Genomic DNA, 22,897 nt, shown 5'->3' on the forward strand with positions numbered 1-22,897 from the left:
CGACCCCTTCCGCTCCGGAGGCCCACCGATGCGTCAGTTCACCGCCATCGTCAACCCCACCGCGGGCGGATCCACCGGAGCGGCGGCGCTGCTCCAGGTGGGCCGGCACCTGCGGGAGGCCGGGGCCGGGCTGGAGACCGAGTACAGCCGCAGCCTCGCCCACGCCCAGGACCTCGCCCGGGAGGCCGGGGAGTCGGGCCGGGTCGTGCTCGCCGTCGGCGGCGACGGCATCGCGGGCGGCATCGGCGGCGCCCTCAGCGGCACCGGGACCCTCTTCGGGCTCGTCCCGGCGGGCCGCGGCAACGACTTCGCCCGCGCCCTCGAACTCCCCGACGACCCGGCCGCGTTGGCCCGGATCCTCCTCGAGAACGCGCCGCGAGCGGTCGACGCCGTCGAGGTGGAGTCGGCCGTGCACCGGCGCACCGCCGTGCTCGGCAGCGTGTACGCGGGCGTCGACGCGCTCGCCAACCTGCACGCCAACCGCGCCCGTCTGCTGCGCGGCGCCGCCTCCTACTACGCGGGCGGACTGCGCGCCGTCACCACCTGGCGGGCGGCGGACTACCGGGTCACGGTCGACGGCGTCGAGCACGCGCACCGCGGCTACACGGTGGTGGTCGCCAACTCGGCCTACTACGGCTCCGGGCGCATGATCGCGCCCGGAGCCCGGGTCGACGACGGACTCCTCGACGTGGTGCTGATCCGCGAGGCCCCGCGACGGCTCTTCTTCGCCCTGATGAACGAGCTGAAGTCGGGGGCCCACATCGGCCGTCCCGAGGTGCGGATCCTGCGCGGCAAGGAGATCACGGTCGCGGCGGACCGGCCGGTGCCGTACGGGGCCGACGGCGAGGTCGACGCGGCCCTCCCGGTCACGGCCCGGGTGCTGCCCGGAGCGCTCGCCGTGCTCTGCTGACCCGCGGGCCCGCGGTGCTCCGCCGGCCGGCCCCGTGTCTCAGGCGCAGGCCCAGGCCCGCATGCCCTGCAGCACGGCCAGCCGCCGGGCGACCGCGATCTGCTCGTGCCGGGAGGCCAGGTCCGCCCGGCGCGCGAACCGCCGGCCGCCGGCCGCGACCCAGCTGGACTGGCGGAACTGGAGGCCGCCGTAGTACCCGTTGCCGGTGTTCGCCCTCCAGTTGCCGCCGGACTCGCAGGCGGCGATGGAGTCCCAGTCGGCGCTGGGCCGGCCGGTGGGCACGGCGTGCGCCTCCGGTCCGACGGCGAGTGCGGCGGCGGTGGTCACGAAAAGCAGCGCCGCACGCATTCCGCGCCCGCGCGCAAGGTGGCGCACCGTCACGTTGGTGTTCTGCTGTCTGATCATGTGCAGACTGTTACATCATATGAACGTAAAGTAGCGGCACGACGCGCCCGTGCCTCCGTGGCGGACGGTTCCGCGGGCCGCCGGCTCCGCGCGCGGGATGCGATCCGGATGGTGGAAGCACTGCGGCGCGCACACGCGAAACGCCGCCGGGGTCCTTTCCGGCGCCGGGCGAACCGGCCACGATGCCGCGTCATGGACCCCCTGCCCGCCCCCCGCACACCGGCCGGCCCGCCCCGTCCCCGGCCCGCCGCACCCCACGACCGCGCCCGCCCCGGCACGCCGCACCACGCGACCCCGGACCGCACCACCGGGCCCGGCACCCGCCCCGGCCGCGTCCCCGTCCAGCCGCCGGGACGCGCGCCGTCCGAGATCCTCCGGCCCGGGGACGGGAGACCCGAGGGCGCCCGGGCCGTACGGCACCGGGGCTTGCGGCCCACGGGTGCAGCGCCCGAGGCCGTACGCCCCCACGGCGCCCACCACGAGCGCCCCCGCCGTGCCGCACGGCCCGCCGCGCACCCCGTCCCGCACCCCGTCCCGAACACCGGCCCCCGACGGCCGCCGGCCCCCGCACCCGTGCCCCTCACCGGGAGCAGCCGATGACCTCTCCGTCCCCCCCGCGCCTGCTCGTCGCGGGCGTCGGGAACATCTTCCTCGCGGACGACGCCTTCGGACCCGAGGTGATCCGGGCCCTGGACCGGCGCCCGCTGCCGCCCGAGGTGCAGGTCCGCGACTTCGGCATCCGCGGCCTCGACCTCGCGTACACCCTCCTCGACGGCTACGACACCGCCCTCCTCGTCGACACCGCCCGGCGCGGCCACCACCCCGGCACCCTCACCCTGATCGAGCCGGAACCCCCCGCCCCCGAAACGGCCGGCCCTCCGCCGGAGGCGCATGGCATGGATCCGGCCACCGTCCTCGCCCTCGCCGCGCACCTGGGCGACGAACCGCTGCCGCGGGTCCTCGTCCTCGCCTGCGAGCCCCGGCTGCTGCCGCACCCCGACGAGGACATCCTCCCGGGGACGAGCGCCGAGGTGCGCGAGGCCGTCGGCCGGGCCGTCGACGCGCTGCACGCCGTCGTCCCGGTCCTCCTCGCCGACCCCGCGGCCACCCCCGCGTTGGGCCGCCCGATGGAATCCGCGCCCGTGCGCACGGCTGCGCTGCCGGACCTCGCCGCCGGAGGCGCCGAAGATCGGTGAGGGACCGGGCCGCCGCCCGCCGTGCGGCCGCGGGCCCGCGCCCGTCCCGAGCCGACCCCGAGGAGCAGCGCTCATGTGCCGGTCCGACGTCAAGCAGGCCGTCCTGGCGAAGAACGACGATCTGGCCGCGTGCCTGCGGAGCGACCTGGCCCGGCAGGGGATCGCCGTGGTCAACCTCCTGTCCAGCCCGGGCAGCGGCAAGACCGAGCTGCTCGGCCGGGTGCTGGCCCACGCGGTCGAGCGGGGAGTCTCCGTCGCCGCCCTCACCGCCGATCTGGCCACGGAGAACGACGCCGTGCGGCTGGCCCGTTCGGGCGCGCCGGTGCAGCAGGTCCTGACCGACGGCCTGTGCCACCTGGAGGCCCGCCAGGTCCGCAGCCGCCTGGAGGGCTGGCTCCCGGACGGCACCGGGGTGCTGTTCGTGGAGAACGTCGGGAACCTCGTCTGCCCGGCCTCCTACGACCTCGGCGAGACCCTGCGGATCGTCCTGATGGCGGTCACCGAGGGCGAGGACAAACCGCTCAAGTACCCCACCGCCTTCGGCTCCGCCCATCTCGTCGTGATCACCAAGACCGACCTGGCCGAGGCCGCCGGATTCGACGAGGGCGCCTTCCGCGCCCACGTCCACCGCGTCAACCCGGGCGTGGAGATCGTCCGTTCGTGCGCCCGTACCGGCGACGGTGTCGACACCCTTCTGGAACGCGCCCTCGCCGCCCGCACCGGAGCCCCGCCCCACCGCCCGCCGCTGGCCCCGCACCCGCACGGCCACCACCACGGCCACGACGACGACCCGGGCCACCGGCACGACCACCCCGCCGAGCACGCCCACCCCGGCTCCGGTGACCCGGCCCGCGGCGACCACCCGGCGCACCACGACCCCGCCCGCACCTCCGCCTCATGACCGCACCCGCCACCGGCCGGGTGCGCCGCCGGCTCACCGTCCGCGGCACCGTCCAGGGCGTCGGCTTCCGGCCCCACGTGCACCGGCTGGCCGCCGACCTCGCGCTGGCCGGATTCGTGAGCAACACCGCGAACGGCGTGCTCATCGAGGTCGAGGGCCCCGCCGACGGCGTCGACCGGTTCTGCCACCGGCTCGCCGAACAGCCGCCCCCGCTCGCCACGGTCACCGGCATCGGACGGAAGGACGTCCCCGCCACCGGGACCGACGGCCCCTTCACCATCCGTCCCACCGAGCACGCCCCGGGGCGCACCCAGCTCCCACCCGACACCGCGACCTGCGCCGACTGTCTGCGCGAACTGGCCGCCCCGGCCGACCGCCGCCACCGACACCCCTTCATCACCTGCACCCACTGCGGCCCCCGCTTCACCATCGCCACGGCGATGCCGTACGACCGCGCGGCCACCACCATGGCCGGCTTCCCGATGTGCCCCGACTGCGCCCGGGAGTACGGCGACCCCGCCGACCGGCGCTTCCACGCCCAGCCCGTCGCCTGCCCGTCCTGCGGACCCCGGCTGCGGTTGCTGACCGCGGGCGGCGACCGCCCCGTACGCGACGCCGAGGCCCTCGCGGGAGCGCGCGCCCTGCTCGCCGCCGGACGGATCGTCGCCGTGAAGGGCGTCGGCGGCTACCACCTGGCCTGCGACGCCACCGACCCGCGCGCCGTCGCCGCACTCCGCAGTCGCAAGGAACGCGGCGGCAAGGCCTTCGCCGTGATGTGCGCCGACCTCGCCGCGGTCGAGGGGATCGCCGCCGTGACCGACGCCGAGCGGGCCGCGCTCACCGGCCCCCGGCGCCCCATCGTCCTGCTGCGCCGGCAGCCCCGGCCGGACGGCCTCCGGCTCGCCGACGCGGTGTGCCCGGGCAGCCCGCACCTCGGCGTCATGCTGCCGTACACCCCCGTGCACACCCTGCTGTTCGGGCTGCCCGGCGACCCGCCCGGCCCCCGCGCCCTGGTCATGACCAGCGGCAACCGCTCCGGCGAGCCCATCGTCACCGACGACGCCGAGGCGCTGGCGCGGCTGGCCGGTCTGGCCGACGCCTGGCTCGCCCACGACCGCGCCATCGCCTCGCCCTGTGACGACTCCCTGCTGCGCGTCCGCCCCGACGGCACCGCCCAGCTGCTGCGCCGCTCCCGCGGCTGGGTGCCCCGGCCGGTGCCCCTCCCGCTGCCGGTGCGCCCCGCACTCGCGGTCGGCGGCGACCTGAAGAACGCGCCGTGCGTCGGCGACGGCGACCAGGCCTGGTTCGGGCCGCACATCGGGGACATGGGCGACCTCGCCACCCTGGAGGCCGCCGAACGGGCCGAACGGCACCTGCTCGGCCTGACCGGAGTCGCCCCCGGCCTCGTCGCCGCCGACCGGCACCCCGGCTACCACTCGGCCCGCTGGGCCCGCCGCCGCGCCGCCCGGCTGCCCGTCCCGGAACCGGTGCTCGTCCAGCACCACCACGCCCACATCGCCTCGGCGATGGCCGAACACGGCCTCGACGGCACCGCACCCGTGATCGGCGTCGCCTTCGACGGCACCGGATACGGCGACGACGGCAGCGTCTGGGGTGGCGAGGTGCTGATCGCCGACTACGCCGGCTACCGCCGCTTCGCCCATCTCGCACCGGCCCCGCTGCCCGGCGGCGACGCCGGGGTCGCCAACCCGTGCCGGCTGGCCCTGGCCCGCCTCTGGGCCGCCGGGCTGCCGCGGCCGTCGAACCTGCCCAGCGCCGCCGCCTGCACGTCCGGGGAACGGTCCGTGCTGGAACAGCAGCTGGCCCGGCAGGTGGCCTGTGTGCCCACCTCCAGCATGGGCCGGCTCTTCGACGCCGTCTCGTCCCTGGTGGGTGTGTGCCACCGGGCCGGCTACGAGGCCCAGGCCGCCCTCGAACTCGAGGCCGCCGCCACCCCGGCCTGGGGTCAGGACACGGGGACATACGACTTCGGCCTCACCACCGGCCCCGGACCGCTCACCTTCGACCCGGCCCCCGTGCTGCGGGAACTCCTCGCCGACCAGCGCGACGGCACCCCGGCACCGGTGCTCGCGGCCCGGTTCCACCGCTCGGTCGCGCGGGCCGTCGCCGCGATCTGCCGGCGCGCCCGCGAGGCCACGGGGCTGGGCACCGTCGCCCTCAGCGGCGGCGTCTTCGCCAACGGCCTGCTGGAGGGGGAGTGCACCGCGCTGCTCGCCGCGGACGGCTTCACGGTCCTGTGCCACGGCGAAGTGCCCCCGAACGACGGCGGGCTGGCCCTCGGGCAGCTCGTGGTCGCGGCCCACCGGCCGCCGGGACGGCGGCCGCCCGACCCCGCCCGCTGAACCCGGCCCGCCCGGACCGGCGACCCGAGGGGCCCGGCCGCCCCCCGGCAGGACCCCCGACGATCCGGACCGCAACGCACCGGAGAACCGGCGACCGCAGACACCGACGAGACGGAGTGACCATGTGTTTGGCAGTGCCCGGCAGAGTCGTGGCCATCGACGAGAGCACCGACCCGCTCACCGGTCTGATCGACTTCGGCGGAGTGCAGAAGCAGGCGTGCCTGGAGTACCTGCCCGACGTGCGGGTCGGTGAGTACGTCATCGTCCACGTCGGATTCGCCCTCCAGCGCCTGGACGAGGAGTCGGCGCGGGCCTCCCTGGAGCTCTTCGAGCAACTGGGCCTGCTGGAGGAGGAGTTCGGAGACGCCTGGAAGCAGGCGGCACAGCAGGCCGGGGGCGGCGCCCCGCACGCTCCCGTGCCCGCGGACAGTGCCCGGAGCGGGGAGAGCGGAAGTGAGGCGCGGTGAAGTACATCGACGAGTTCAACGATCCCGACCTGGCCCGCCGGCTGCTGGACGAGATCCGCGCGACGGTCACCCGGCCGTGGGCGCTGATGGAGGTCTGCGGCGGCCAGACCCACTCCATCATCAGACACGGCATCGACCAACTCCTCCCTGATGAGGTGGAGTTGATCCACGGGCCCGGCTGCCCGGTCTGCGTCACCCCCCTGGAGGTGATCGACAAGGCGCTGGAGATCGCCGCCCGGCCCGGGGTGATCTTCTGCTCCTTCGGCGACATGCTGCGGGTGCCGGGCACCGGCCGCGACCTGTTCCAGGTCAAGGGCGAGGGCGGCGACGTCCGCGTGGTCTACTCGCCGCTCGACGCCCTGCAACTGGCCCGCCGGCACCCCGACCGCCAGGTCGTCTTCTTCGCCATCGGCTTCGAGACCACCGCGCCCGCCAACGCCATGGCCGTGCACCAGGCCCGCCGGCTGGGCCTGGACAACTTCACATTGCTGGTCTCCCACGTACGGGTCCCCCCGGCCGTCGAGGCCATCATGACGGCCCCGGCCTGCCGGGTGCAGGCCTTCCTCGCCGCCGGGCACGTGTGCAGCGTGATGGGCACCGGCGAGTACCCGGAGCTGGCCGAGCGGTTCCGCGTCCCGATCGTGGTGACCGGCTTCGAGCCGCTGGACATCCTCGAGGGCATCCGCCGCGGCGTGCACCAGCTGGAGCGCGGCGAGCACCGCGTCGAGAACGCCTACCCGCGGGCCGTGCGCGACGAGGGCAACCCGGCCGCGCTGCGCATGATCGAGGACGTGTTCGAGGTGGTCGACCGCAACTGGCGCGGCATCGGCCCCATCCCCACCAGCGGCTGGCGCCTGACCGAGGCGTTCCGGGACTACGACGCCGAACACCGCTTCGACGTCTCCGGCATCCGCACCGAGGAGCCCGCCGAGTGCCGGGCCGGAGAGGTCCTGCAGGGCCTGATCAAGCCCACCGAGTGCGGCGCCTTCGGGACCGCCTGCACCCCGCGCACCCCGCTGGGCGCCACCATGGTCTCCAGCGAGGGCGCCTGCGCGGCCTACTACCTGTACCGGCGGATGAACGGCCCGGACTCCACGGGCTCCCGCATCCCGCAGGAGGAGATGAACCCCGTTGGCTGAACTGGCCCGACCGGCGGCGACCGCCACCGCCGACCCCGCGAACTGGACCTGCCCCGCCCCGCTGCGCGACCAGCCGGTCGTCGTCATGGGCCACGGCGGAGGCGGCGCCCTGTCCGCCGAACTGATCGAGCAGGTCTTCACCCCCGCCTACGGCAACCCCGTCCTGGCCGGGCTCGGCGACTCCGCCGTCCTCGACCTCGGCGGCGCCCGGCTGGCGTTCTCCACCGACTCCTACGTCGTGCGCCCGCTGTTCTTCCCCGGCGGCTGCCTGGGCGACCTCGCCGTCAACGGCACCGTCAACGACCTGGCGATGAGTGGCGCCGTGCCCACCCACCTCTCCACGGCCTTCATCCTGGAGGAGGGCGTGGAGCTGACCGTGGTCGAGCGGATCGCGCGGGCCCTCGGCGCGGCCGCCGAGGCGGCCGGGGTCCTCGTCGCCACCGGCGACACCAAGGTGGTCGAGACCGGCCACGGCGACGGCGTCTACGTCACCACCGCCGGGGTCGGGCTCGTCCCCGACGGTGTCGACATCCGCCCGCAGCGGGCCCGGCCGGGCGACGTCGTCATCGTCAGCGGCCCGATCGGCCTGCACGGCGTGGCGATCATGAGCGTCCGGGAGGGCCTGGAGTTCGGTATCGAGATCGCCAGCGACACCGCTCCGCTGGCCGGGCTGGTGGCGGCGATGCTGGCGGTCACGCCCGACCTGCACGTGCTGCGCGACCCGACCCGCGGCGGTCTCGCCGCCTCCCTGAACGAGATCGCCCGCGCCTCCGGCACCGGCGTACGGCTCCAGGAACGGGCGATCCCGGTGCCCGAGGCCGTCGCCAACGCCTGCGGCTTCCTCGGCCTGGACCCGCTCTTCGTCGCCAACGAGGGCCGGCTCGTCGCCTTCGTGCCCCGGCCGCACGCCGAGGCGGTCCTCGCGGCGATGCGGGCCCACCCGCAGGGCGCCGGAGCCACCGTCGTCGGCGAGTGCGTCGCCGAGCACCCCGGCATGGTCGTCGTCGCCACCGGCCTCGGCGGCACCCGGGTCGTGGACCTGCCGCTCGGCGAGCAGCTGCCCCGCATCTGCTGACCGGGCACCGCGTCCCGCACGCACCGGGCCCCCGCCGCACCTCGGGTGCGGCGGGGGCCCGGTGCCGTGACCGGCCCCGGTCAGGGCGGGGCCGGCACCGGTTCGATCGCGGTGATCTCCAGCTCACGGCCGCTGCGCAGGTCCTGCGACGGGCGGTCGCAGCGCGGGCACCAGAAGAACGGCGGCATGCCCACCGCGAACTCCTCCGCGCACGGCGCGCAGTACGCGTGCGCCGTGACCTGCTCGACGACCAGCAGGGCCGAGGCGAGCGGGGTCCCGTCCCGCGCCACCTCGAAGGCGAAGGTGAGCGCGTCGGGAACCACGCCCGCCAGCTCGCCGACCCGGACGGTCACCGCGGCGACCGCGTCCGTGCCGTCCTCCCGGGCCAGCTCACCGGCCTGCTCCACGATCGCGGTCGCGATCGACAGTTCGTGCACGGCCGGCTCACGGGTACCGGTGGCCGGCGCGGAGACCGCCGGTCATCCGCCAGATCCGCGCCTCGCGGACCAGACTGGGGATCTCCCGGAGGAACAGTGCCAGCAGCAGGCCGCCGACCAGGGCGGCCTCCGCCTTCACCACGCGCCGGGCCGGCATCCCGGCGTCCGCGCGCGACTTTCGCTTGTCTCGGAGGTTCATGTGCGGCAACTCCCTGCTGTCCGTCATCCCGGTGAGATGTTGGGCATGACGTCCAGCAGAGCGTCATGCCGCTTGGAACGGATCCCGGTGGCGCGGCGCGCGTCCGCGGTGCCGTCCCCGTGGTGTCCCGTCTGCTGCCCGTGCGCCTTGTTCCCCTGGCGCAGACCGGACACGTGCGCCGTCCCGTCGGGCTTCGCCATCGGACGGCCGACCCTGATGCTTCCCATGGTGCTTCTCCTTCCTCGCCCCCGTCCCTCCCGTGCGACGGGACGGGCGGGGCACGTGTTCAGGACCGCTCGGTGAGGTCGGCGAAGAACCGCTCGACGGCCGGCCAGACCCGGCCTCCGCCGGACAGTCCCCGCCACTCCCGTCGTACCACGGCCACCATCCGGAAGCAGTCGTCGACCGGCACGATCCAGTGGTGTTCCTGACCGTGGACGGTGTTCACCAGCAGCGCCTCCACATCGGGTTCCACGGAGGCGAGCTGCGGACACGCCTCGGCCGCACGCCGCCACGCGTCCGCGTCGACCTCCCAGCGCATGGCCCCCGCCGGGCTCGGGCCCTGCGCGGTGACCGTGCCGTCGGCGCGCGGCACGAAGAACACCAGGCCGACCGGCACGCCCAGCGGCCCGGTGTCCACCCGCGGCAGCCGGACCCGGCGCCGCGGGACGAGACGGAAGTGCCCGTCGCCGGCGCCGCGCTCGGCGAACAGCACCGAGCAGGGGCCGCACACGCAGCGCACCTCGTCCTGACCGGAGTCGTACAGGTGCGGGTGCTCCTCGGCCACCGGCGCCGCGCACAGGTCGCAGACCTCCGTCCCGGCCGCCGTGCGGTCGGCGGCGGAGCGGATGACCCGGGCCAGTGCGCCCTCCGCGGTCACCGCGCCTCCTGCGCCTCGGCCGGGGCGGGGCGCCGGGCCACGGCGCCCAGCGGGACGAACGCGGGAGCCGCGGGGCGGGCCGCCGGCTGCGGCAGCGGCTCCACGGCCGCCAGCTCCGGAGCCGCGGCGAGGACGGCCGCCCGGACGGCGTCGGCGACGTCGTCCGGGCCGCCGCTGCCGCACCCGGACCCGCACCCGCCGCCCGAGGTCAGCCGCACGCGGGCCACCGGCCCGTCCGGGCCGTCCTCGACACCGGCCCACTCCAGGTCGCCGCCCCGCTCGCGCACGGCGGGCCGCAGCCGCTCCACCGCGCGGGCCGCGCGGCGCTCGGCGGACTCGGGGTGGATCCCGTGCAGCACCATCAGGTGCCCCACCAGTTCGTCACCGGCCAGCCGCCCGGCCAGTTCCCCGTCGGCGCGGTCGACGACGCGGGCCAGCGCCTCGCCGTAGACCTCGGTCAGCACCCGCACCGCGTCGATCGCGCCGCGCGCCGTCGGTCCGGGCGCGGATTCCAGGCCCGCCAGCACGCCGTCCAGGTGGGCCAGCCGCGCCTCGACGTCCGGGTCGGCGAGCCGGCCGGGGCCGGCAGCCTCCTGCCCCGGCTCAGCCATGGTCGGCCCCGTACGTGGGGGAGTGCAGGGTGGTCAGCGTCTTCCCCTTGCCCATGTACATGTGCACGCCGCACGGCAGACAGGGGTCGAAGCTGCGGACGGTGCGCATGATGTCGACGCCCTTGAAGTCGTCCGGCCCGTTCTCCTCGAAGATCGGCTGCCCCTGGACGGCGTCCTCGTACGGACCGGGGGTGCCGTAGATGTCGCGGGGGCTGGCGTTCCACGGGGTCGGCGGGTACGGGTGGTAGTTGGCGATCTTCTTGTCCTTGATCACCAGGTGGTGGGAGAGCACACCGCGGACCGCCTCGTGGAAGCCGCAGCCGATCGCCTCGTCCGGCACCTCGAAGGGCTCGAACACCTTGGTGTCGCCCGCCCGGATCAGGCCCATGGACTCCTCCAGGAACTGCAGGGCCATCGCCGCCGCGTAGGCGACGAAGTACGGCCGGGCCCGGTCCCGTTCGAGGGTGTTGCTCCACTTCGGGATGCGCCACTCCAGCGTCGTCTCCGGCAGCGACTCGCCCTTGGGCAGCGAGATGCGCACGCTGCTGCCGGTGGCCTTCACGTACGGGGTGTCCACCAGACCGCTCAGCGCGGTCGTCCACAGACGGGCGAGCGGGCCGCCGCCGGTGTCCAGGGCGAGGTGCTCGCCGCTCTGCTGGTGGTACCAGCGCGGGCTCATCACCCAGCTGTAGTTGTTGCCGAAGTCCCGCTTCTGCGGCACCGGGAGGGTCGTCTGGTTCCACGGGTGGCGCATGTCGACGGGGTTGCCGAGCGGGTCGTGGGTGACGAAGGGGTCCTCGTTGACCCAGTCCTCGTAGAACGAGCTGCCCAGCATGATGCGCAGGCCGAGGTTGATGTCGACGAGGTTGTTCGTGACCAGCTTGCCGTCGACGACGATGCCGGGGGTGACGTACATCGCCTTGCCCCACTCGTTCATCGTCTCGTAGCGGTAGTCGACGACGTCCGGGTTCTGCCAGGCGCCCCAACAGCCCAGCATGATGCGGCGCTTGCCGACCTCCTCGTAGCCGGGCAGCGCCTCGTAGAAGAAGTCGAAGACGTCGTCGTTCATCGCCACCGCCTTCTTCACGAAGTCGATGACGCGCATCAGCCGGCTGAGGTAGTCGGTGAAGGTGTTGGGCTGCGGCATCGTGCCGACGCCGCCCGGGTACAGCGTGGACGGGTGGACGTGCCGCCCCTCCATCAGGCAGAACATCTCCCGGGTGACCCGGCTGACCTTCAGGGCCTCCTTGTAGACCTCGCCCTCGAAGGGGTTGAACGCCTTCATGATGTCGGCGATGGTCCGGTAGCCGTGGACGTCGCCGCGCGGGGCGTCGGTGCGCTCGGCGCGGGCCAGCACGCCCGGGTTGGTCGCCTTGACCATCGCCTCGCAGAAGTCCACGAACACCAGGTTGTCCTGGAAGATCGTGTGGTCGAACATGTACTCGGCGGCCTCGCCGAGGTTGACGATGTGCTCGGCCAGCCGCGGCGGCTTCACGCCGTACGCCATCTGCTGGGCGTAGTCGGAGCAGGTGGTGTGGTTGTCGCCGCAGATGCCGCAGATGCGCGAGGTGATGAAGCCCGCGTCACGCGGGTCCTTCCCCTTCATGAACACCGAGTAGCCGCGGAACAGCGACGAGGTGCTGTGGCACTCCACGACTTCCCGGTTGGCGAAGTCGATCTTGGTGTAGATGCCCAGGTTGCCGATGATCCGGGTGATCGGATCCCAGGACATGTCCACGATCTGTGCGGGTTTGCGCCCCGTGGACCCAGCCTCGGTAGTGGTCATCTGCTCTACAGCCCCTTGCTGTCCGTGTTCCGCGGTCGGAGTGGGTGTGCGGTGCGGCCCGCCCGAGCGGGCGGGCCGCGTGGTCTCAGGAGCGCCAGTGCGGGTCGTAACCGCTGGTCAGCTTGCGCTTGTTGTGCCGCCACCTGGGCTCGTGGTTCACCATGTCGTTGGTCAGGCCGCGCAGTCGGCGGATGACGGCCCCGTACGGCTTGATCGCCAGGGACGACAGCGAGCCGCCGGGGGGCTCGTCCATGAACGGCATGAACGCGTCCGGGAAGCCGGGCATCGTGCACCCGATGCAGATGCCGCCGACGTTGGGGCAGCCGCCGACGCCGGCCATCCAGCCCCGCTTGGGCACGTTGCAGTTGACGACCGGGCCCCAGCAGCCGGTCTTCACCAGGCACTTGGGGGAGTTGTAGTCCTTGGCGAAGGTCGCCTGCTCGTAGTACGCGCCGCGGTCGCAGCCCTCGTGCACCGTCTTCCCGTACAGCCACTGCGGGCGCAGCATGTGGTCCAGCGGCGGCGGGGGAGCGGAACCGGCCGCGTGGTAGAGCACCCAGATCAGGGTCTCCATGAAGTTCTCGGGCTGGATGGGGCAGCCGGGCACGTTGACCACCGGCAGCCCTCCCTGGGACTTGTACTCCCAGCCCAGGTAGTCCGCGAGGCCCATGCAGCCGGTGGGGTTGCCGGCCATCGCGTGGATGCCGCCGTACGTCGCGCAGGTGCCTGCCGCGACCACCGCCCAGGCCTTCGGGGCGAGTTCGTCGATCCAGGTGTTCAGCGTCTTCGGCTGCCCGGTCTCCGGGTCGTTGCCGAAGGACGTCCAGAAGCCGTCGCCCTGGATGATGTTCTGGTTCGGGATCGAGCCCTCGATGACGAGGATGAACGGCGCGAGGTCGCCGCGGGCCGCCGCCCGGTACGGGGCGAGGAAGTCCTCGCCTCCCAGACTCGGCGAGAGGACCTTGTTGACCAGGTTCACCTTGGGCAGGCCCGGGATCAGGCCGAGCACCAGGTCCTCCAGGGAGGGCTGGTCGGCGGCCGTCAGGGAGACGGTGTCGCCGTCGCAGCTCATGCCCTCGGAGATCCACAGGATGGTGATCTCGTCGAAGCCCTCGTGCTCCGTCACCCCGCCGGTTTCCCGGACGGCGTCGGTGGTTCCGCTGTGACTGGTCATGGGTTCGGCCTCCGCTGCAGGGGGTCTCGGAGTCGGTCGGGTGCCGCATCCCGAGGGGCGGCTCGAGCCGCGGCGCGCGGCTCCTTGGGGGTGTCCGGTCGCCGGAGCGGCTCGAGTTCCTCGGGCCGGAAGTAGTGGAAGCGGCCGTACCAGCCGTTCAGTTCGGCCGCCGGGTCGTCGTCGAGGGTGACGGCGAGGTGCACGCTGCCGTCCACGTCGTGGAAGACGGCGGCCACCCGGGCGGTCCGGCCTACGAGGAACATGTCCTGCGCGTCGGCGCCCCGCCCCAGCGGACGCAGCCGGACCGGGCTGCCGGCGGCCACGGGGACGCCGTCGACGAGGACGGTGTCGGTCGTGGGCGACAGCCCGTCGTCACCGCCCTCCTGCCACCAGGCGGCGCGCCCGACGGGGGCGGCCCCGCCGGGCGCCGCGCCCGCCGGGTGGGCGCCGAGGGCGGTGTCGTACGGGCCGTAGGCGGACGGGGAGTCCGCCGCTGCGGCGGACTCCGCCGTACCCGTGCCGCCGCCCGTACCCGTGCCGCCGCCCGTACCCGTGCCGCCGCCCGTACCCGTGCCGCCGCCCGTACCCGTGCCGTCGCCCGTGTCCGTGCCGCCTGCCGGGGACGGGCGGTCCGGGGCCGGGAGGCCGGTCTGCGACGCGGGGCCGGCCGGGGCGAGCGAGCGGATCGCCCCGTGCAGGCGGGCGAAGACCTCCGGGGGCATGGAGTCGACCCGGTCGAGGATCCGCGCGGCCCGCGGGTCGGTCGCGCGCGCCTCGCGCTTCTCCTCGTCCGTCAGCAGCATCGTGCGCAGCGTCAGGATCTCGTCGATCTCCGCCGCGTCGTGCAGGTCGCCCGGGCTCTCCGGCGCCACCTGCGGGTGGTCGGGCAGGATGATCGGCGCGGACAGCATCGCGGGCCCGGTGTCGCCGTGGGGGGCAGGCCCGGTGCGGCGCCCGCCGCCCGGCGCCTCGTGCGGTGCGCCGCCGAGGACGGGGAAGGTGAACGCGTTGCGGCAGCCCCGTACGTGCACGTCCAGACCGGAGGGCGGGTCGATCAGCGAGACGAACTCCACGCCCGTACCGCCGACGAGGGTGTGGGTGGCGATCAGGGCCACGCCCAGTGCCTCGTCCCGGGTCGCGGACGGCTCCGGTGCGGGCCCCGTGTTCTCGGTGCGCACCCGCAGCCGGCACACGTCGCCGGAGAGCCGCTCCGCGGTGAGCGTGACCTCCGCGCGGATCTCCCGGCGCCGCCGCACCACCCGTCCGGCGGACCGTCCCGCGGAGCCGGACCCGCCGGATTCCGGGCCCGGCAGCGGTTCCGACTCCTCGCCGGCCGCCTCCGCGACCGGGACGGTGCAGGGGCCCGCCAGCAGGTCGGCGAGCGGCGCGGCGACGAGGGTCTCGCGCGGCACCGCCTCCTCGAAGGTCAGGTGCGTGGCCCCGTCGGCGGTCCGCAGCGACGGGACCGGGCGGTGGCCGCCGTCCGGGCCGGCCTCCTCCACCTGCTTGTGCTGCATCTGGAGGAAGCGCACGGCCACCTGGACCACGCCGGTGTCGTCCCCGGTCCGCAGCAGGCACTCGGTCTGCTGGTACCAGGAGTCGGCGGATCCGGAGACGCCGGGCGTGACCGGCCCGTCGCGTTCGGCCCACTCCCGGGGCAGCAGCACGCCGAACTGCCAGCGCACGCGGTTCTTGGGCGAGGACCGGCGGTACGGATAGAGCAGGTAGCCCTCGTACAGGACGGCGTCGGCCACCGCGCCGAGCTGCTCGAAGGGGTGCCCGGCACGGCTCGTGGAGGCGCCACCGCCCTCCACGGCGGCGGCGCCGGGAACGCCACCTTCGACCACGGCTTCCGGCATTGCGCCTCCTCGACTCGCACGTGCGCCATCCCTTCCACCACCGTCACATCGATCACGCCCCTTCGCCCCCTGCGGCCCAGCGCGGATGGGCCGGTCGGGTGAACACGGGAGGCGGTGCCGGGGAACGCGCGGGCGGGGGCGAGGAGGGAGCCGTGCCGGTCGGTGATGCGGCGGCGGATCGGGCGGGACCGGCTGCCCGGTTCTTGCGCGGGGGGCGCTCCGCCCGTGGAGGGGCCCGCCGGACCCGCCGATCTCCGGCTCAGCCGCTCCCGGGGCGGTCAGCCGGTCAGCCGGTCAGCCGGTCGACCGGGGCCGCGGCGGCCTCCGCCCGGCGCACAGCCTCGCGCGCCGCGCGGTCGGCACCCCGCTGCCGCTCGTGCGCCTTGTGCTCGGCGGTACGGGCCCGGAGTGCGCCGTCCTCGACGTGGGCGAGCTCCTCGGTCGGCCCCGGCGGTCCGCCGCCGCAGCGCGTCCGCGCGCTCCCCGGCGTGCCGGACGGCCCGGCGCACCGCCTCCCGCTCCCGCGTCCGCGGCTTCTGCGCGGGGCTCCGCGCCTCCTCCCGGGCCCGGGAGGAGGGCGGCTGTCCGGCGCCGCTCCTCGGCGTCCTGGGCGTCGGCGTCCACCAGCAACTGCGCGAGGTACTGCATCGGCCCGAACACGCGACGCACGCAGGCCGGGCGAACCCGGCCGGCACCAGGGGCACGCCGGCCGGGTTCGGGTCGTCAGGGCCTGGTCGTCGACGGGACCGGTGTACGTCATCAGGGCGGTGGTCACGGTCGGGAAGCGTGGAGACGGCGAGGCCGGGCCGTGCAGGCGGGCCTCCGCGGTCGCCCAGGGCGCCGCCGCGGGGGGGGGGGGAGAAGACGGTCCCAGCGGCGTTGCAGCGCCGGGGGGTTGAAGGCGTCGGTGTCGGCCGTGGTGAGTCCGTGGAGGGTGCCGGGGTGGATCTCGGAGTTATTCGTCGAGGATCCGTTCCCACAGCAACCCGTCCCGCCAGCTTCCGTCGAGAAGGATCGAGGAGTGCGCGACGCCGTACGGGCTGAACCCGTTGCGGCGCAGCACCCGCTGCGACGGCAGGTTCTCCGGATGGGTGGACGCCTCGGCGCGGTGCAGGCCGAGTTCGTCCGTCATCACCCGGAGTGCAAGTCCGAGGGCGCGTCCGGCGTGCCCTTGATTCTGGGCGGCGCCGGCGATCCAGTATCCGACGGAGCCGCGGCGCAGGTGCGGCTGCGGCAGGATGCCTCCGACGGTGACCTGCCCGATCACCTGGTCGCCGGCGAGCACCACGCCCGGCCAGACCGTGCCGGCCCGGTGTCCGGCCAGCAGCTTGTCGATCCGCTCCGCCTGGCCCTCCGGGGTGAAGAAGCGGGCGGGCTGGGCCGGTTCCCACGGCCGGAAGGCCTCGAAGTCCCGCACCCGATGCGCGGCGATCGGGGCGGCGTCAGCGGGCTCGATCAGGCGGATCCGGGTGCTGCTGCGCATGGGCTGATCCTGGTTCTGGTGCGTTGGACGAGCCGGCCGGTCCATGCGAGGGTGCCCGCGCCGCCGCAGCCTACGCCCCACGGAGGACCGAGTGGATCGCGCGGCTCGTGGTCTCGTCCAGCCCACCTTCGCCCGGCTCCATCCGTACGAACGACGCGTTATCCGCGACGAGTTACGCCGACCTCCGGCCGCGTCTCCTCCAACTCGCCTGCGCCTGAAGCCGGCCTGCTGCGACCTGCCGCCGTCATCCCCGGGAGCGCCGGGCCCGGAACAGGACATGGCCGCTGTCGCCGTCGGGCACGACCTCCTCGAGGACCACGTCGAAGCCGGCCTGCACGAGCCATGCGCGGTTCGTCGCGGCATCGGCGTGACTCCACCACATCGCGGCCCCACCGCCGAGCCAATTCTCATCGGTCCCGGTCCAGGCTCGATGCCCGGTGGTGGACAGGAACCACCCTCCCGGCCGCAGCCAGGAAGCGATCCGCTCCAGCAGGGCCGGTTGTTCGTCCACCGGAACATGGATCAGGGCGTACAGGCAGACGACGGCGTCGAAGCCGTACCGGGGGAGTTCCACAGTCGTGGCATCGGCCCGAATGAAGTCGGCGCCCGGCACGAGCTCCCGGGCCCTGCGGATCTGGACCTCGCTGATGTCGACGCCCGTCACGCGGTGACCCGCCGTGACCAGGGACCGGGCCACGGGAACACCGGTGCCGCACCCGATGTCCAGGACCGTGCCTGCGCCGGGGAGCAGAGCGAGCAACTCCTCGATCCACGTCCCGTACTTCGTCTCGCTGCCGTATGCCCGCTCATAGTGCTCCGAGAGCAGGTCATACCCGCGCCGGACCACTTCCTTCGGATCTTCGAGGGCCACGCGCGCACGCTACGGCGCGTCCGTCGTGAGCGCGACCTCTTTTCACCCAGGTCCCCTGGCCGCCCCTCGACTCGGAGGCGGTGGTGCTCGCCTCCGTGCGAGCTGCGCCCAACGGCGGCACTGGTTTCAGCGGATGCCTCGTTGCCCCGGCAGACGGGCTTGCTGTGCGTGCCTTGAACGCCCGAAAGCCATGGGTCCGTAGAAGCCGCTGAGCCGGCGGCTCACGCGCGCAAGACGCTCGTGGCGCTGTGCCGGGCGAACGGGGTGTGACCACCTGTTAGCGTGCGCGGATGGAAGATCTGGGACCCGTGGCGTGGCCGCCGGAGCCGATCAGGACCGAGAGACTCGTGCTGCGTGAGCCCGGGACCCGGGACCGTGCGGCGTTCATCGAGCTGCTCGCCTCGCCGGAGGTGCACACCTACCTCGGCGGCCCCCGACCGCGTGACGAGCTTGAGCGCGAGACGTTCGAGGTACCCGAAGGGTGGCCCGGGAGCTTCGTCGTTGATCTCGACGGATCGATGATCGGCCAGATCCTGCTCAGGAGAGCAACCGGGCACCGTCGCCCGGCTGCCGCGGGGAAGGCCGACCTCGGCTACCTGTTCCTGCCGCGGGCGTGGGGATGCGGGTACGCCGCCGAGGCGTGCGCGGCGGCGCTCGGCTGGCTCGCCGGCGTCCTTCCCGGCGAGCCGGTGGTGCTCACCACCCAGACCGCCAACGTCGGCTCGATGCGCCTCGCGGCGAAGCTGGGGTTCACCGAGGTGGAGCGGTTCGAGGCCTGGGGTGCCGAGCAGTGGCTCGGCATGCGGTCCCCGGTCACGCCGTCCACCTGAGTTCGGCAGGGCGTATTCCTCACGCGCCCTCCGCCAGGTGCAGCGGCGGCCGAGCGAAGGGGTGAAGTGGAGTGCCGGTCCCCGGACTTCGGCTCGCCGGCGGGTGAGGACCTGGTCCGCCGGCGGTGCCGATCGCCTCGGTGCCGGCACGGGTGCGGCGGGGATAGCCTCTGGCCATGGCGAGCTTCGAGATCACACCGATAGGTACGGTCCGGAACAATCGGACGGACGTCCAGCACACGGACGACTGGGGTGCCGTCCGCAGCACCATCACCGTCGACGAGCGCTTCGGCGAGGCATGCCTGCAGGGTCTGGAGGGCTTCTCCCACGTGGAGGTCCTCTTCGTCTTCGACCGGTTCCCGGAACACGACGACCACCGCGAACCCCGCCCCTACCGCGGCCGCTCCGACCTCCCGCCCGTCGGCGTCTTCGCCGGCCGCGGCCCTCGCAGACCGAACCGCATCGGGGTGACGTCCTGTGCCATCGAGTCCGTCCGCGGCCGCGAACTGACAGTCGTGGGCCTCGACGCCGTCTCGGGCACCCCGGTCGTCGACCTGAAGCCGACGATGGAGGAGTTCCGCCCGGTGGACATCAGGCAGCCGGAATGGGTCAGCCGCCTGATGTCGGAGTACTTCCAGCCGTGACGCGCGGCGACAAGGACGATCACTGCCGGCACGGCGCGGACCGTCCGCCTCCGGGAAGGCCGACGCGCAGCGAGGGTTGTGGGCGCGCATCGAGCCGCTGCTGCCGGTCGTCCCGCGTAATCCGCGGCGTCCAGGTCGTAAGCGTCTGGATAGTCGCAGGGTGCTGTGCGGGATCCTGTTCGTGCTGCACACCGGGATCCGCTGGGAGTTTCTGCCCCAGGAGCTGGGCTTCGGCTCGGGGATGACCTGCCGGCGACGGCTGCGGGACTGGAATGAGGCCGGGGTCTGGCAGCGTCTGCACGACCTGCTGCTCTCCGAGCTGCGGGCCGCAGACCTGCTGGACTTCTCCCGGGCTGCGGTCGACTCCAGCCGCATCCGGGCGATGAAGGGCGGGCCGGCCACCGGTCCGTCCCCGGTGGACCGGGGGCAGGACCGGCAGCGAGCACCACCTGATCGTCGAGGCGCACGGCATCCCGCTCGCGGCAATCACCACCGGCGGCAACCGCAACGACAACACCCAACTGATCCCGCTGATCCAGGCCGTCCCGCCGATCCGCGGCAAGCGCGGCCAGCCACCGCGCCGCCCCAAGCACCTGTACGCCGACCGCGGCCATGACCACGAGGTCTACCGGGACAAGGTCCGCAGGTTCCAGATCACCGCGCGCCTTGCCCGGCGCGGCACCGGGCACGGCTCCGGCCTGGGCGTGTACCGCTGGGTCGTGGAAGGAGCGATCGCGCTGCTGCACTGGTTCCGCCGCCTGCGCATCCACTGGGAGATCCGCGACGGCATCCACCACGCGTTCGTCACCCTCGGCTGCGCCGTCATCTGCCGGCGACGACTGCGCACCGCACTTTGTTGAGAGTAAGGGCTGGCGACGCGCCCCAGGAGATGGCGTGCTCGATGCGTGAGAACGCATACGTGGCAGTCGGGCCCGCGCGGCCTCACATCCGGGATCTCAGCACGTCGACCTCACAGCCCGGCGCGAAGGGGTCGAAGCCCTGCTCGATCAGCGAGCGAACTGCCAGCAGGCTTCGTAACGACGACCACGCGTGGATCACGTCGAGGTCGATGTCGGTGCCGTAGCCGGCGATGACGTCGTCGAGGTGCTCCTCGTGTCCGAGCGTGAAGGTGGCGAGGTCGTACAGGGCATCACCCTGGCCCGCCTCGGACCAGTCGATGATGCCGGTGACCTCGGCGCCGTCGACGAAGACGTGCGCGATCTGCAGGTCGCCGTGCGTGAACGCCGGAGTCCACGGCCGCAGCGCGGCCTCGGCGACCTGGCGGTTGCGGGTGACCAGGTCGGCGGGCAGGACGCCGTTCGTCACGAGCAACTCGCACTCGTCGTCGAGCTCCTTGGTCAACTCGTCGATGCTTCGGCCGGCCCGGCCCGGCCGGGGCGGCAGCGGCGCGTCGTGCAGCTTCCGGATGGCGGCGCCCGCCGCGGCCCACGCCGCCGGCGACCCGGTCGATGGCCCGCCGAGGCGCCCAAGCGTCGTCCCCGGGAGCGCGGCGGTCGCGAGCACGGGTGGCTTGCGCCACAGGACCTCCGGGGTCGGGACCGGCGCGAGGGACATCGCCTCGACCTCGACGTCGAGGCGCGCCTGATCGGCGTCCACCTTCAAGAACACGTCGCCGACGCGCAGAGTCGCGCGCTCGGAATGGGCGACGACGACTTCGACCTCATCCATGGGCGACCAGTATCCCGGGGATGATCGCCGACGTCGCTAGGTTTATCGCGTGCGATTACGCGGCTGACCGCGTCCCGCTACCCCGGCGGCCTCGTGCACGACACCGACCTCTGACCAGGTCAAGCTCACCACTTTCGTTGGGAGTCCTAAGTCGAGCAGGCTCAGCCGGGTGTCCGGGCGGCAGTGGGCGCATGCCTTCAGGCCCGTGGTGAGCAGGCGGCGGGCCTCGTCGCGGCCTACGGGGCGGCGGCGTTCGCCCGCCATGAAGCAGTCGCCGGCGTGGACCTGGACGGGGGGCCGGCCCGAGCCGATGCCCAGCTCGACGAGCCACTCGGGCGGCCGGGGGCGGCTGCGGCGCCCCCGCTCCTCCTCGGCCTGCCGCCTCCTGACCGCGGCGATCTTGCGATCGATCCGCGCCAGCCACATGGCGTGCCAGACACGCAGGGTCGTCAGGCGCTCCAGGTCCGGCGGCAGGTCATCGAACATGTATTTGATTATAGGGGTGGGTCCGGTGACCGGCAGGACGCCGAGCACCGCCAGGACCACGGCCGCGGCGGTGCCGCCGGGACCGGGTTCGTCGGCACCGACGCTCAGCCCGGCGGCCGCGGGCGGCGGGCGGCACCCTGCCCCGGTGTCCGAGCCTTCACGGCCTCTCTCTCCCGACGTCCCTCGCCCGTCCGGAGTGGGCGGGACCCGTCCGGAGTGGGCGGGCCGCCGTGAGCGGTGGGACCCCGCCGCTGCTGGGGAAGCGTCCGCCCCACCCCCGGACCGGCCGACCGCGACGCCCGGTGCGGCGGGCGATCAGGCCCCGTGGCCGACCGGGGGCTCGGTCGTCCTCCCGCGGCCGAGCGCTGCAGCGGCCCCCTTGCCCCCGGGCCCCCGTGGCCCCGGCGGCCGGGACTCACGCCGCTCGGGTGCGCACTACGACCGGTGGCGCACCCCCGAGTCGGCTGCCACGGACTCCCACAGCCTCGCGGTCACGTCGTCCAGCTGCTCGAACCGCTGTGTGATCCGCTTCCGCACCGACGGGGCGGACGTCGCCTCGTGGCGCAGGGCGAGCACGCCCATGGCCTCCCAGTGCCGCGCGGCCTCGTCGTGCAGGGCCAGGCTGCGCTCCGAGGCGCCGGCGACCTGCAGCGAGCGGGCCATCAGCCTGAGGCTGGGCACCGCGTAGAGGACCGAGGCGTGGTGGAAGAGCCGGCGGGCGCCGAGCGCGGCGCGTTCGGCCGGGCCCGCGAAACACTCCTCGCACAGCGCCTGATAGCGGCGGATCGCCTCCCGGAACCGTGCCTCGGCGAAGAACCGCTCCGCCTGACGGGTCAGCGCACCGCTCAGCTCCGCTCCGTCCGGTCGCCCCTCGCCGGCGGCCGCGGTCCCGTCCGCGCCCGGGACCGCGGGCCCGTCCGCGCGGAGGTCGTCGGACACGGCGTAGAAGAAGCCCATCGCGTCGTGCGCGTCGCTCTTGATCCGGTCGGCCGCCGCCCGGACCAGGTCGTCGAAGGTCACCACGGCCCGGCAGCTGAACGGCTGTGTGCCGACGACCAGACTGTCGTGCACGTCGACATGGCCGTGGTCGGCGGCGATCCCCCGGACCACGACCGCGTGCAGGTACGGGTTGTTGTCCCGGTAGACGTCCGCGTAGTTGAGGTGGGCCGTGTTGACCCACACGATGACCGCCCCGTGCCGCTCCAGGAGCGCCTCGAGATGCGGGCCCGGCGCGTCGAAGTCGATGGGCTCCTTGTGCACCGTGAAGCCCGACCGGGCCATGCCGAGCGCCCCGGCCTCCTCCACCGGGAAGATGTACTCCGGGTACCCCGACTCGTCCAGGCCCGCCTGGAACAGATAGCCGTCCCCGCGCTCGAAGACGGTCTGTTCCTCGACCGGACGGCCGGCGATGCCGGCGAGGACCGAGTAGCTCCCGGTGAGGCAGTTGACGGCGGTTCCGTCGTACCGGGTGACGATGTGGCTGTCCATCCGT

Annotated in this window: 24 protein-coding genes; 10 read left to right on the forward strand and 14 right to left on the reverse strand. The window is 74.0% G+C overall.

The annotated features are described in order from the left end of the window. Positions 1-28: 28 nt before the first annotated feature. Entirely contained in the window at positions 29-910 is an 882-nt protein-coding gene (locus P3H78_RS10425) for a diacylglycerol kinase family protein (RefSeq protein ID WP_276108587.1), read from the forward strand. 39 nt (positions 911-949) lie between these two features. Here P3H78_RS10425 and P3H78_RS10430 read toward each other — a convergent pair whose 3' ends face one another. Next, positions 950-1,315 (reverse strand): transglycosylase family protein, encoded by a 366-nt coding sequence (locus tag P3H78_RS10430; RefSeq protein ID WP_276108588.1) that lies wholly within the window; start codon positions 1,313-1,315, stop codon positions 950-952. A 596-nt stretch (positions 1,316-1,911) separates the two neighbouring features. Between P3H78_RS10430 and P3H78_RS10435 the strand changes: the two genes are divergently transcribed. The 6 genes from P3H78_RS10435 to hypE all read left to right on the forward strand — a co-directional run bounded on the left by P3H78_RS10435 (position 1,912) and on the right by hypE (position 8,456). Next, positions 1,912-2,511 (forward strand): hydrogenase maturation protease, encoded by a 600-nt coding sequence (locus P3H78_RS10435; RefSeq protein ID WP_276108589.1) that lies wholly within the window; start codon positions 1,912-1,914, stop codon positions 2,509-2,511. Positions 2,512-2,584: 73 nt separating this feature from the next. After that, positions 2,585-3,412, forward strand: a complete 828-nt coding sequence (gene hypB, locus P3H78_RS10440) for a hydrogenase nickel incorporation protein HypB (RefSeq protein WP_276108590.1) — start codon at positions 2,585-2,587, stop codon at positions 3,410-3,412. Then, positions 3,409-5,775: a carbamoyltransferase HypF gene (gene hypF / locus P3H78_RS10445; RefSeq protein WP_276108591.1), complete on the forward strand. Its 2,367-nt coding sequence runs from the start codon at positions 3,409-3,411 to the stop codon at positions 5,773-5,775. The genes hypB and hypF overlap by 4 nt, the downstream gene beginning before the upstream one ends. 122 nt (positions 5,776-5,897) lie before the next feature. Then, a complete protein-coding gene (locus tag P3H78_RS10450; protein ID WP_276108592.1) occupies positions 5,898-6,242 on the forward strand; it encodes a HypC/HybG/HupF family hydrogenase formation chaperone in 345 nt (114 codons plus the stop codon). After that, complete coding sequence (gene hypD / locus P3H78_RS10455; protein ID WP_276108593.1) at positions 6,239-7,381, forward strand: hydrogenase formation protein HypD; 1,143 nt, start codon at positions 6,239-6,241, stop codon at positions 7,379-7,381. Before P3H78_RS10450 ends, hypD begins: the two co-directional genes overlap by 4 nt. Continuing rightward, positions 7,374-8,456 (forward strand): hydrogenase expression/formation protein HypE, encoded by a 1,083-nt coding sequence (hypE, locus tag P3H78_RS10460; protein ID WP_276108594.1) that lies wholly within the window; start codon positions 7,374-7,376, stop codon positions 8,454-8,456. Before hypD ends, hypE begins: the two co-directional genes overlap by 8 nt. 80 nt (positions 8,457-8,536) lie before the next feature. On the opposite strand, the gene hypA is transcribed toward hypE, so the two are convergent. The 10 genes from hypA to P3H78_RS10515 all read right to left on the reverse strand — a co-directional run bounded on the left by hypA (position 8,537) and on the right by P3H78_RS10515 (position 17,756). Next, positions 8,537-8,893 carry a hydrogenase maturation nickel metallochaperone HypA gene (gene hypA / locus P3H78_RS10465; RefSeq protein ID WP_276108595.1) on the reverse strand — a complete coding sequence of 119 codons (357 nt, stop codon included), beginning with the start codon at positions 8,891-8,893 and terminating at the stop codon, positions 8,537-8,539. 7 nt (positions 8,894-8,900) lie between these two features. Continuing rightward, positions 8,901-9,092 carry a hypothetical protein gene (locus tag P3H78_RS10470; protein WP_276108596.1) on the reverse strand — a complete coding sequence of 64 codons (192 nt, stop codon included), beginning with the start codon at positions 9,090-9,092 and terminating at the stop codon, positions 8,901-8,903. 23 nt (positions 9,093-9,115) lie between these two features. Then, entirely contained in the window at positions 9,116-9,319 is a 204-nt protein-coding gene (locus P3H78_RS10475; RefSeq protein ID WP_276108597.1) for a hypothetical protein, read from the reverse strand. A 59-nt stretch (positions 9,320-9,378) separates the two neighbouring features. Then, complete coding sequence (locus P3H78_RS10480; protein ID WP_276108598.1) at positions 9,379-9,972, reverse strand: DUF5947 family protein; 594 nt, start codon at positions 9,970-9,972, stop codon at positions 9,379-9,381. After that, a complete protein-coding gene (locus tag P3H78_RS10485) occupies positions 9,969-10,583 on the reverse strand; it encodes a NifU-related iron-sulfur-binding protein (protein WP_276108599.1) in 615 nt (204 codons plus the stop codon). The genes P3H78_RS10480 and P3H78_RS10485 overlap by 4 nt, the downstream gene beginning before the upstream one ends. Continuing rightward, complete coding sequence (locus P3H78_RS10490) at positions 10,576-12,369, reverse strand: nickel-dependent hydrogenase large subunit (RefSeq protein WP_276108600.1); 1,794 nt, start codon at positions 12,367-12,369, stop codon at positions 10,576-10,578. Before P3H78_RS10490 ends, P3H78_RS10485 begins: the two co-directional genes overlap by 8 nt. Positions 12,370-12,454: 85 nt before the next feature. Continuing rightward, positions 12,455-13,543, reverse strand: coding sequence for an NADH-quinone oxidoreductase subunit B family protein (locus tag P3H78_RS10495; protein ID WP_276108601.1), 1,089 nt, complete (start codon positions 13,541-13,543; stop codon positions 12,455-12,457). After that, positions 13,540-15,402: a hypothetical protein gene (locus P3H78_RS10500; RefSeq protein ID WP_276108602.1), complete on the reverse strand. Its 1,863-nt coding sequence runs from the start codon at positions 15,400-15,402 to the stop codon at positions 13,540-13,542. Before P3H78_RS10500 ends, P3H78_RS10495 begins: the two co-directional genes overlap by 4 nt. Before the next feature lie 955 nt (positions 15,403-16,357). Further along, a complete protein-coding gene (locus P3H78_RS10510; protein ID WP_276108603.1) occupies positions 16,358-16,885 on the reverse strand; it encodes a GNAT family N-acetyltransferase in 528 nt (175 codons plus the stop codon). A 244-nt stretch (positions 16,886-17,129) separates the two neighbouring features. Beyond that, complete coding sequence (locus P3H78_RS10515) at positions 17,130-17,756, reverse strand: class I SAM-dependent methyltransferase (protein WP_276108604.1); 627 nt, start codon at positions 17,754-17,756, stop codon at positions 17,130-17,132. A 290-nt stretch (positions 17,757-18,046) separates the two neighbouring features. On the opposite strand from P3H78_RS10515, the gene P3H78_RS10520 reads away from it, so the two are divergent. The 3 genes from P3H78_RS10520 (at position 18,047) to P3H78_RS10530 (ending at position 20,090) form a co-directional block, all read left to right on the forward strand. Next, entirely contained in the window at positions 18,047-18,586 is a 540-nt protein-coding gene (locus P3H78_RS10520; protein ID WP_276108605.1) for a GNAT family N-acetyltransferase, read from the forward strand. Between the two features lie 176 nt (positions 18,587-18,762). Then, on the forward strand, positions 18,763-19,230 hold the full coding sequence (locus P3H78_RS10525; RefSeq protein WP_276108606.1) for an SAM-dependent methyltransferase: 468 nt from the start codon (positions 18,763-18,765) through the stop codon (positions 19,228-19,230). Between the two features lie 76 nt (positions 19,231-19,306). Further along, a protein-coding gene (locus P3H78_RS10530) for an IS5 family transposase (RefSeq protein WP_276108607.1) occupies positions 19,307-20,090 on the forward strand; the annotation gives its coding sequence in 2 pieces (ribosomal slippage) (positions 19,307-19,654 and positions 19,656-20,090; 783 coding nt in all). 82 nt (positions 20,091-20,172) lie between these two features. Here the strand turns inward: P3H78_RS10530 and P3H78_RS10535 are convergent. The 3 genes from P3H78_RS10535 to P3H78_RS10545 form a co-directional block, all read right to left on the reverse strand. Continuing rightward, the gene (locus P3H78_RS10535; protein WP_276108608.1) at positions 20,173-20,919 is read right to left on the reverse strand and encodes a phosphotransferase family protein; all 747 of its coding nucleotides are present in this window, start codon (positions 20,917-20,919) and stop codon (positions 20,173-20,175) included. 42 nt (positions 20,920-20,961) lie between these two features. Next, positions 20,962-21,405: a DUF6233 domain-containing protein gene (locus tag P3H78_RS10540; RefSeq protein ID WP_276108609.1), complete on the reverse strand. Its 444-nt coding sequence runs from the start codon at positions 21,403-21,405 to the stop codon at positions 20,962-20,964. A gap of 435 nt (positions 21,406-21,840) precedes the next feature. Beyond that, on the reverse strand, positions 21,841-22,893 hold the full coding sequence (locus tag P3H78_RS10545) for a hypothetical protein (RefSeq protein WP_276108610.1): 1,053 nt from the start codon (positions 22,891-22,893) through the stop codon (positions 21,841-21,843). Positions 22,894-22,897: the final 4 nt, after the last annotated feature.

This window comes from Streptomyces tropicalis, assembly GCF_029269835.1.
GTDB lineage: Bacteria > Actinomycetota > Actinomycetes > Streptomycetales > Streptomycetaceae > Streptomyces > Streptomyces tropicalis.

Coding starts and splice junctions, on each gene's coding strand:
- P3H78_RS10535 (WP_276108608.1), bottom strand. CDS start 20,919: ATGGATGAGGTCGAAGTCGTCGTCGCCCATTCCGAGCGCGCGACTCTG.
- P3H78_RS10425 (WP_276108587.1), top strand. CDS start 29: ATGCGTCAGTTCACCGCCATCGTCAACCCCACCGCGGGCGGATCCACC.
- P3H78_RS10545 (WP_276108610.1), bottom strand. CDS start 22,893: ATGGACAGCCACATCGTCACCCGGTACGACGGAACCGCCGTCAACTGC.
- P3H78_RS10500 (WP_276108602.1), bottom strand. CDS start 15,402: ATGCCGGAAGCCGTGGTCGAAGGTGGCGTTCCCGGCGCCGCCGCCGTG.
- P3H78_RS10475 (WP_276108597.1), bottom strand. CDS start 9,319: ATGGGAAGCATCAGGGTCGGCCGTCCGATGGCGAAGCCCGACGGGACG.
- P3H78_RS10490 (WP_276108600.1), bottom strand. CDS start 12,369: ATGACCACTACCGAGGCTGGGTCCACGGGGCGCAAACCCGCACAGATC.
- P3H78_RS10435 (WP_276108589.1), top strand. CDS start 1,912: ATGACCTCTCCGTCCCCCCCGCGCCTGCTCGTCGCGGGCGTCGGGAAC.
- P3H78_RS10430 (WP_276108588.1), bottom strand. CDS start 1,315: ATGATCAGACAGCAGAACACCAACGTGACGGTGCGCCACCTTGCGCGC.
- P3H78_RS10510 (WP_276108603.1), bottom strand. CDS start 16,885: ATGCGCAGCAGCACCCGGATCCGCCTGATCGAGCCCGCTGACGCCGCC.
- P3H78_RS10520 (WP_276108605.1), top strand. CDS start 18,047: ATGGAAGATCTGGGACCCGTGGCGTGGCCGCCGGAGCCGATCAGGACC.
- P3H78_RS10525 (WP_276108606.1), top strand. CDS start 18,763: ATGGCGAGCTTCGAGATCACACCGATAGGTACGGTCCGGAACAATCGG.
- P3H78_RS10485 (WP_276108599.1), bottom strand. CDS start 10,583: ATGGCTGAGCCGGGGCAGGAGGCTGCCGGCCCCGGCCGGCTCGCCGAC.
- P3H78_RS10495 (WP_276108601.1), bottom strand. CDS start 13,543: ATGACCAGTCACAGCGGAACCACCGACGCCGTCCGGGAAACCGGCGGG.
- P3H78_RS10450 (WP_276108592.1), top strand. CDS start 5,898: ATGTGTTTGGCAGTGCCCGGCAGAGTCGTGGCCATCGACGAGAGCACC.
- hypF (WP_276108591.1), top strand. CDS start 3,409: ATGACCGCACCCGCCACCGGCCGGGTGCGCCGCCGGCTCACCGTCCGC.
- P3H78_RS10540 (WP_276108609.1), bottom strand. CDS start 21,405: ATGTTCGATGACCTGCCGCCGGACCTGGAGCGCCTGACGACCCTGCGT.
- P3H78_RS10470 (WP_276108596.1), bottom strand. CDS start 9,092: ATGAACCTCCGAGACAAGCGAAAGTCGCGCGCGGACGCCGGGATGCCG.
- hypB (WP_276108590.1), top strand. CDS start 2,585: ATGTGCCGGTCCGACGTCAAGCAGGCCGTCCTGGCGAAGAACGACGAT.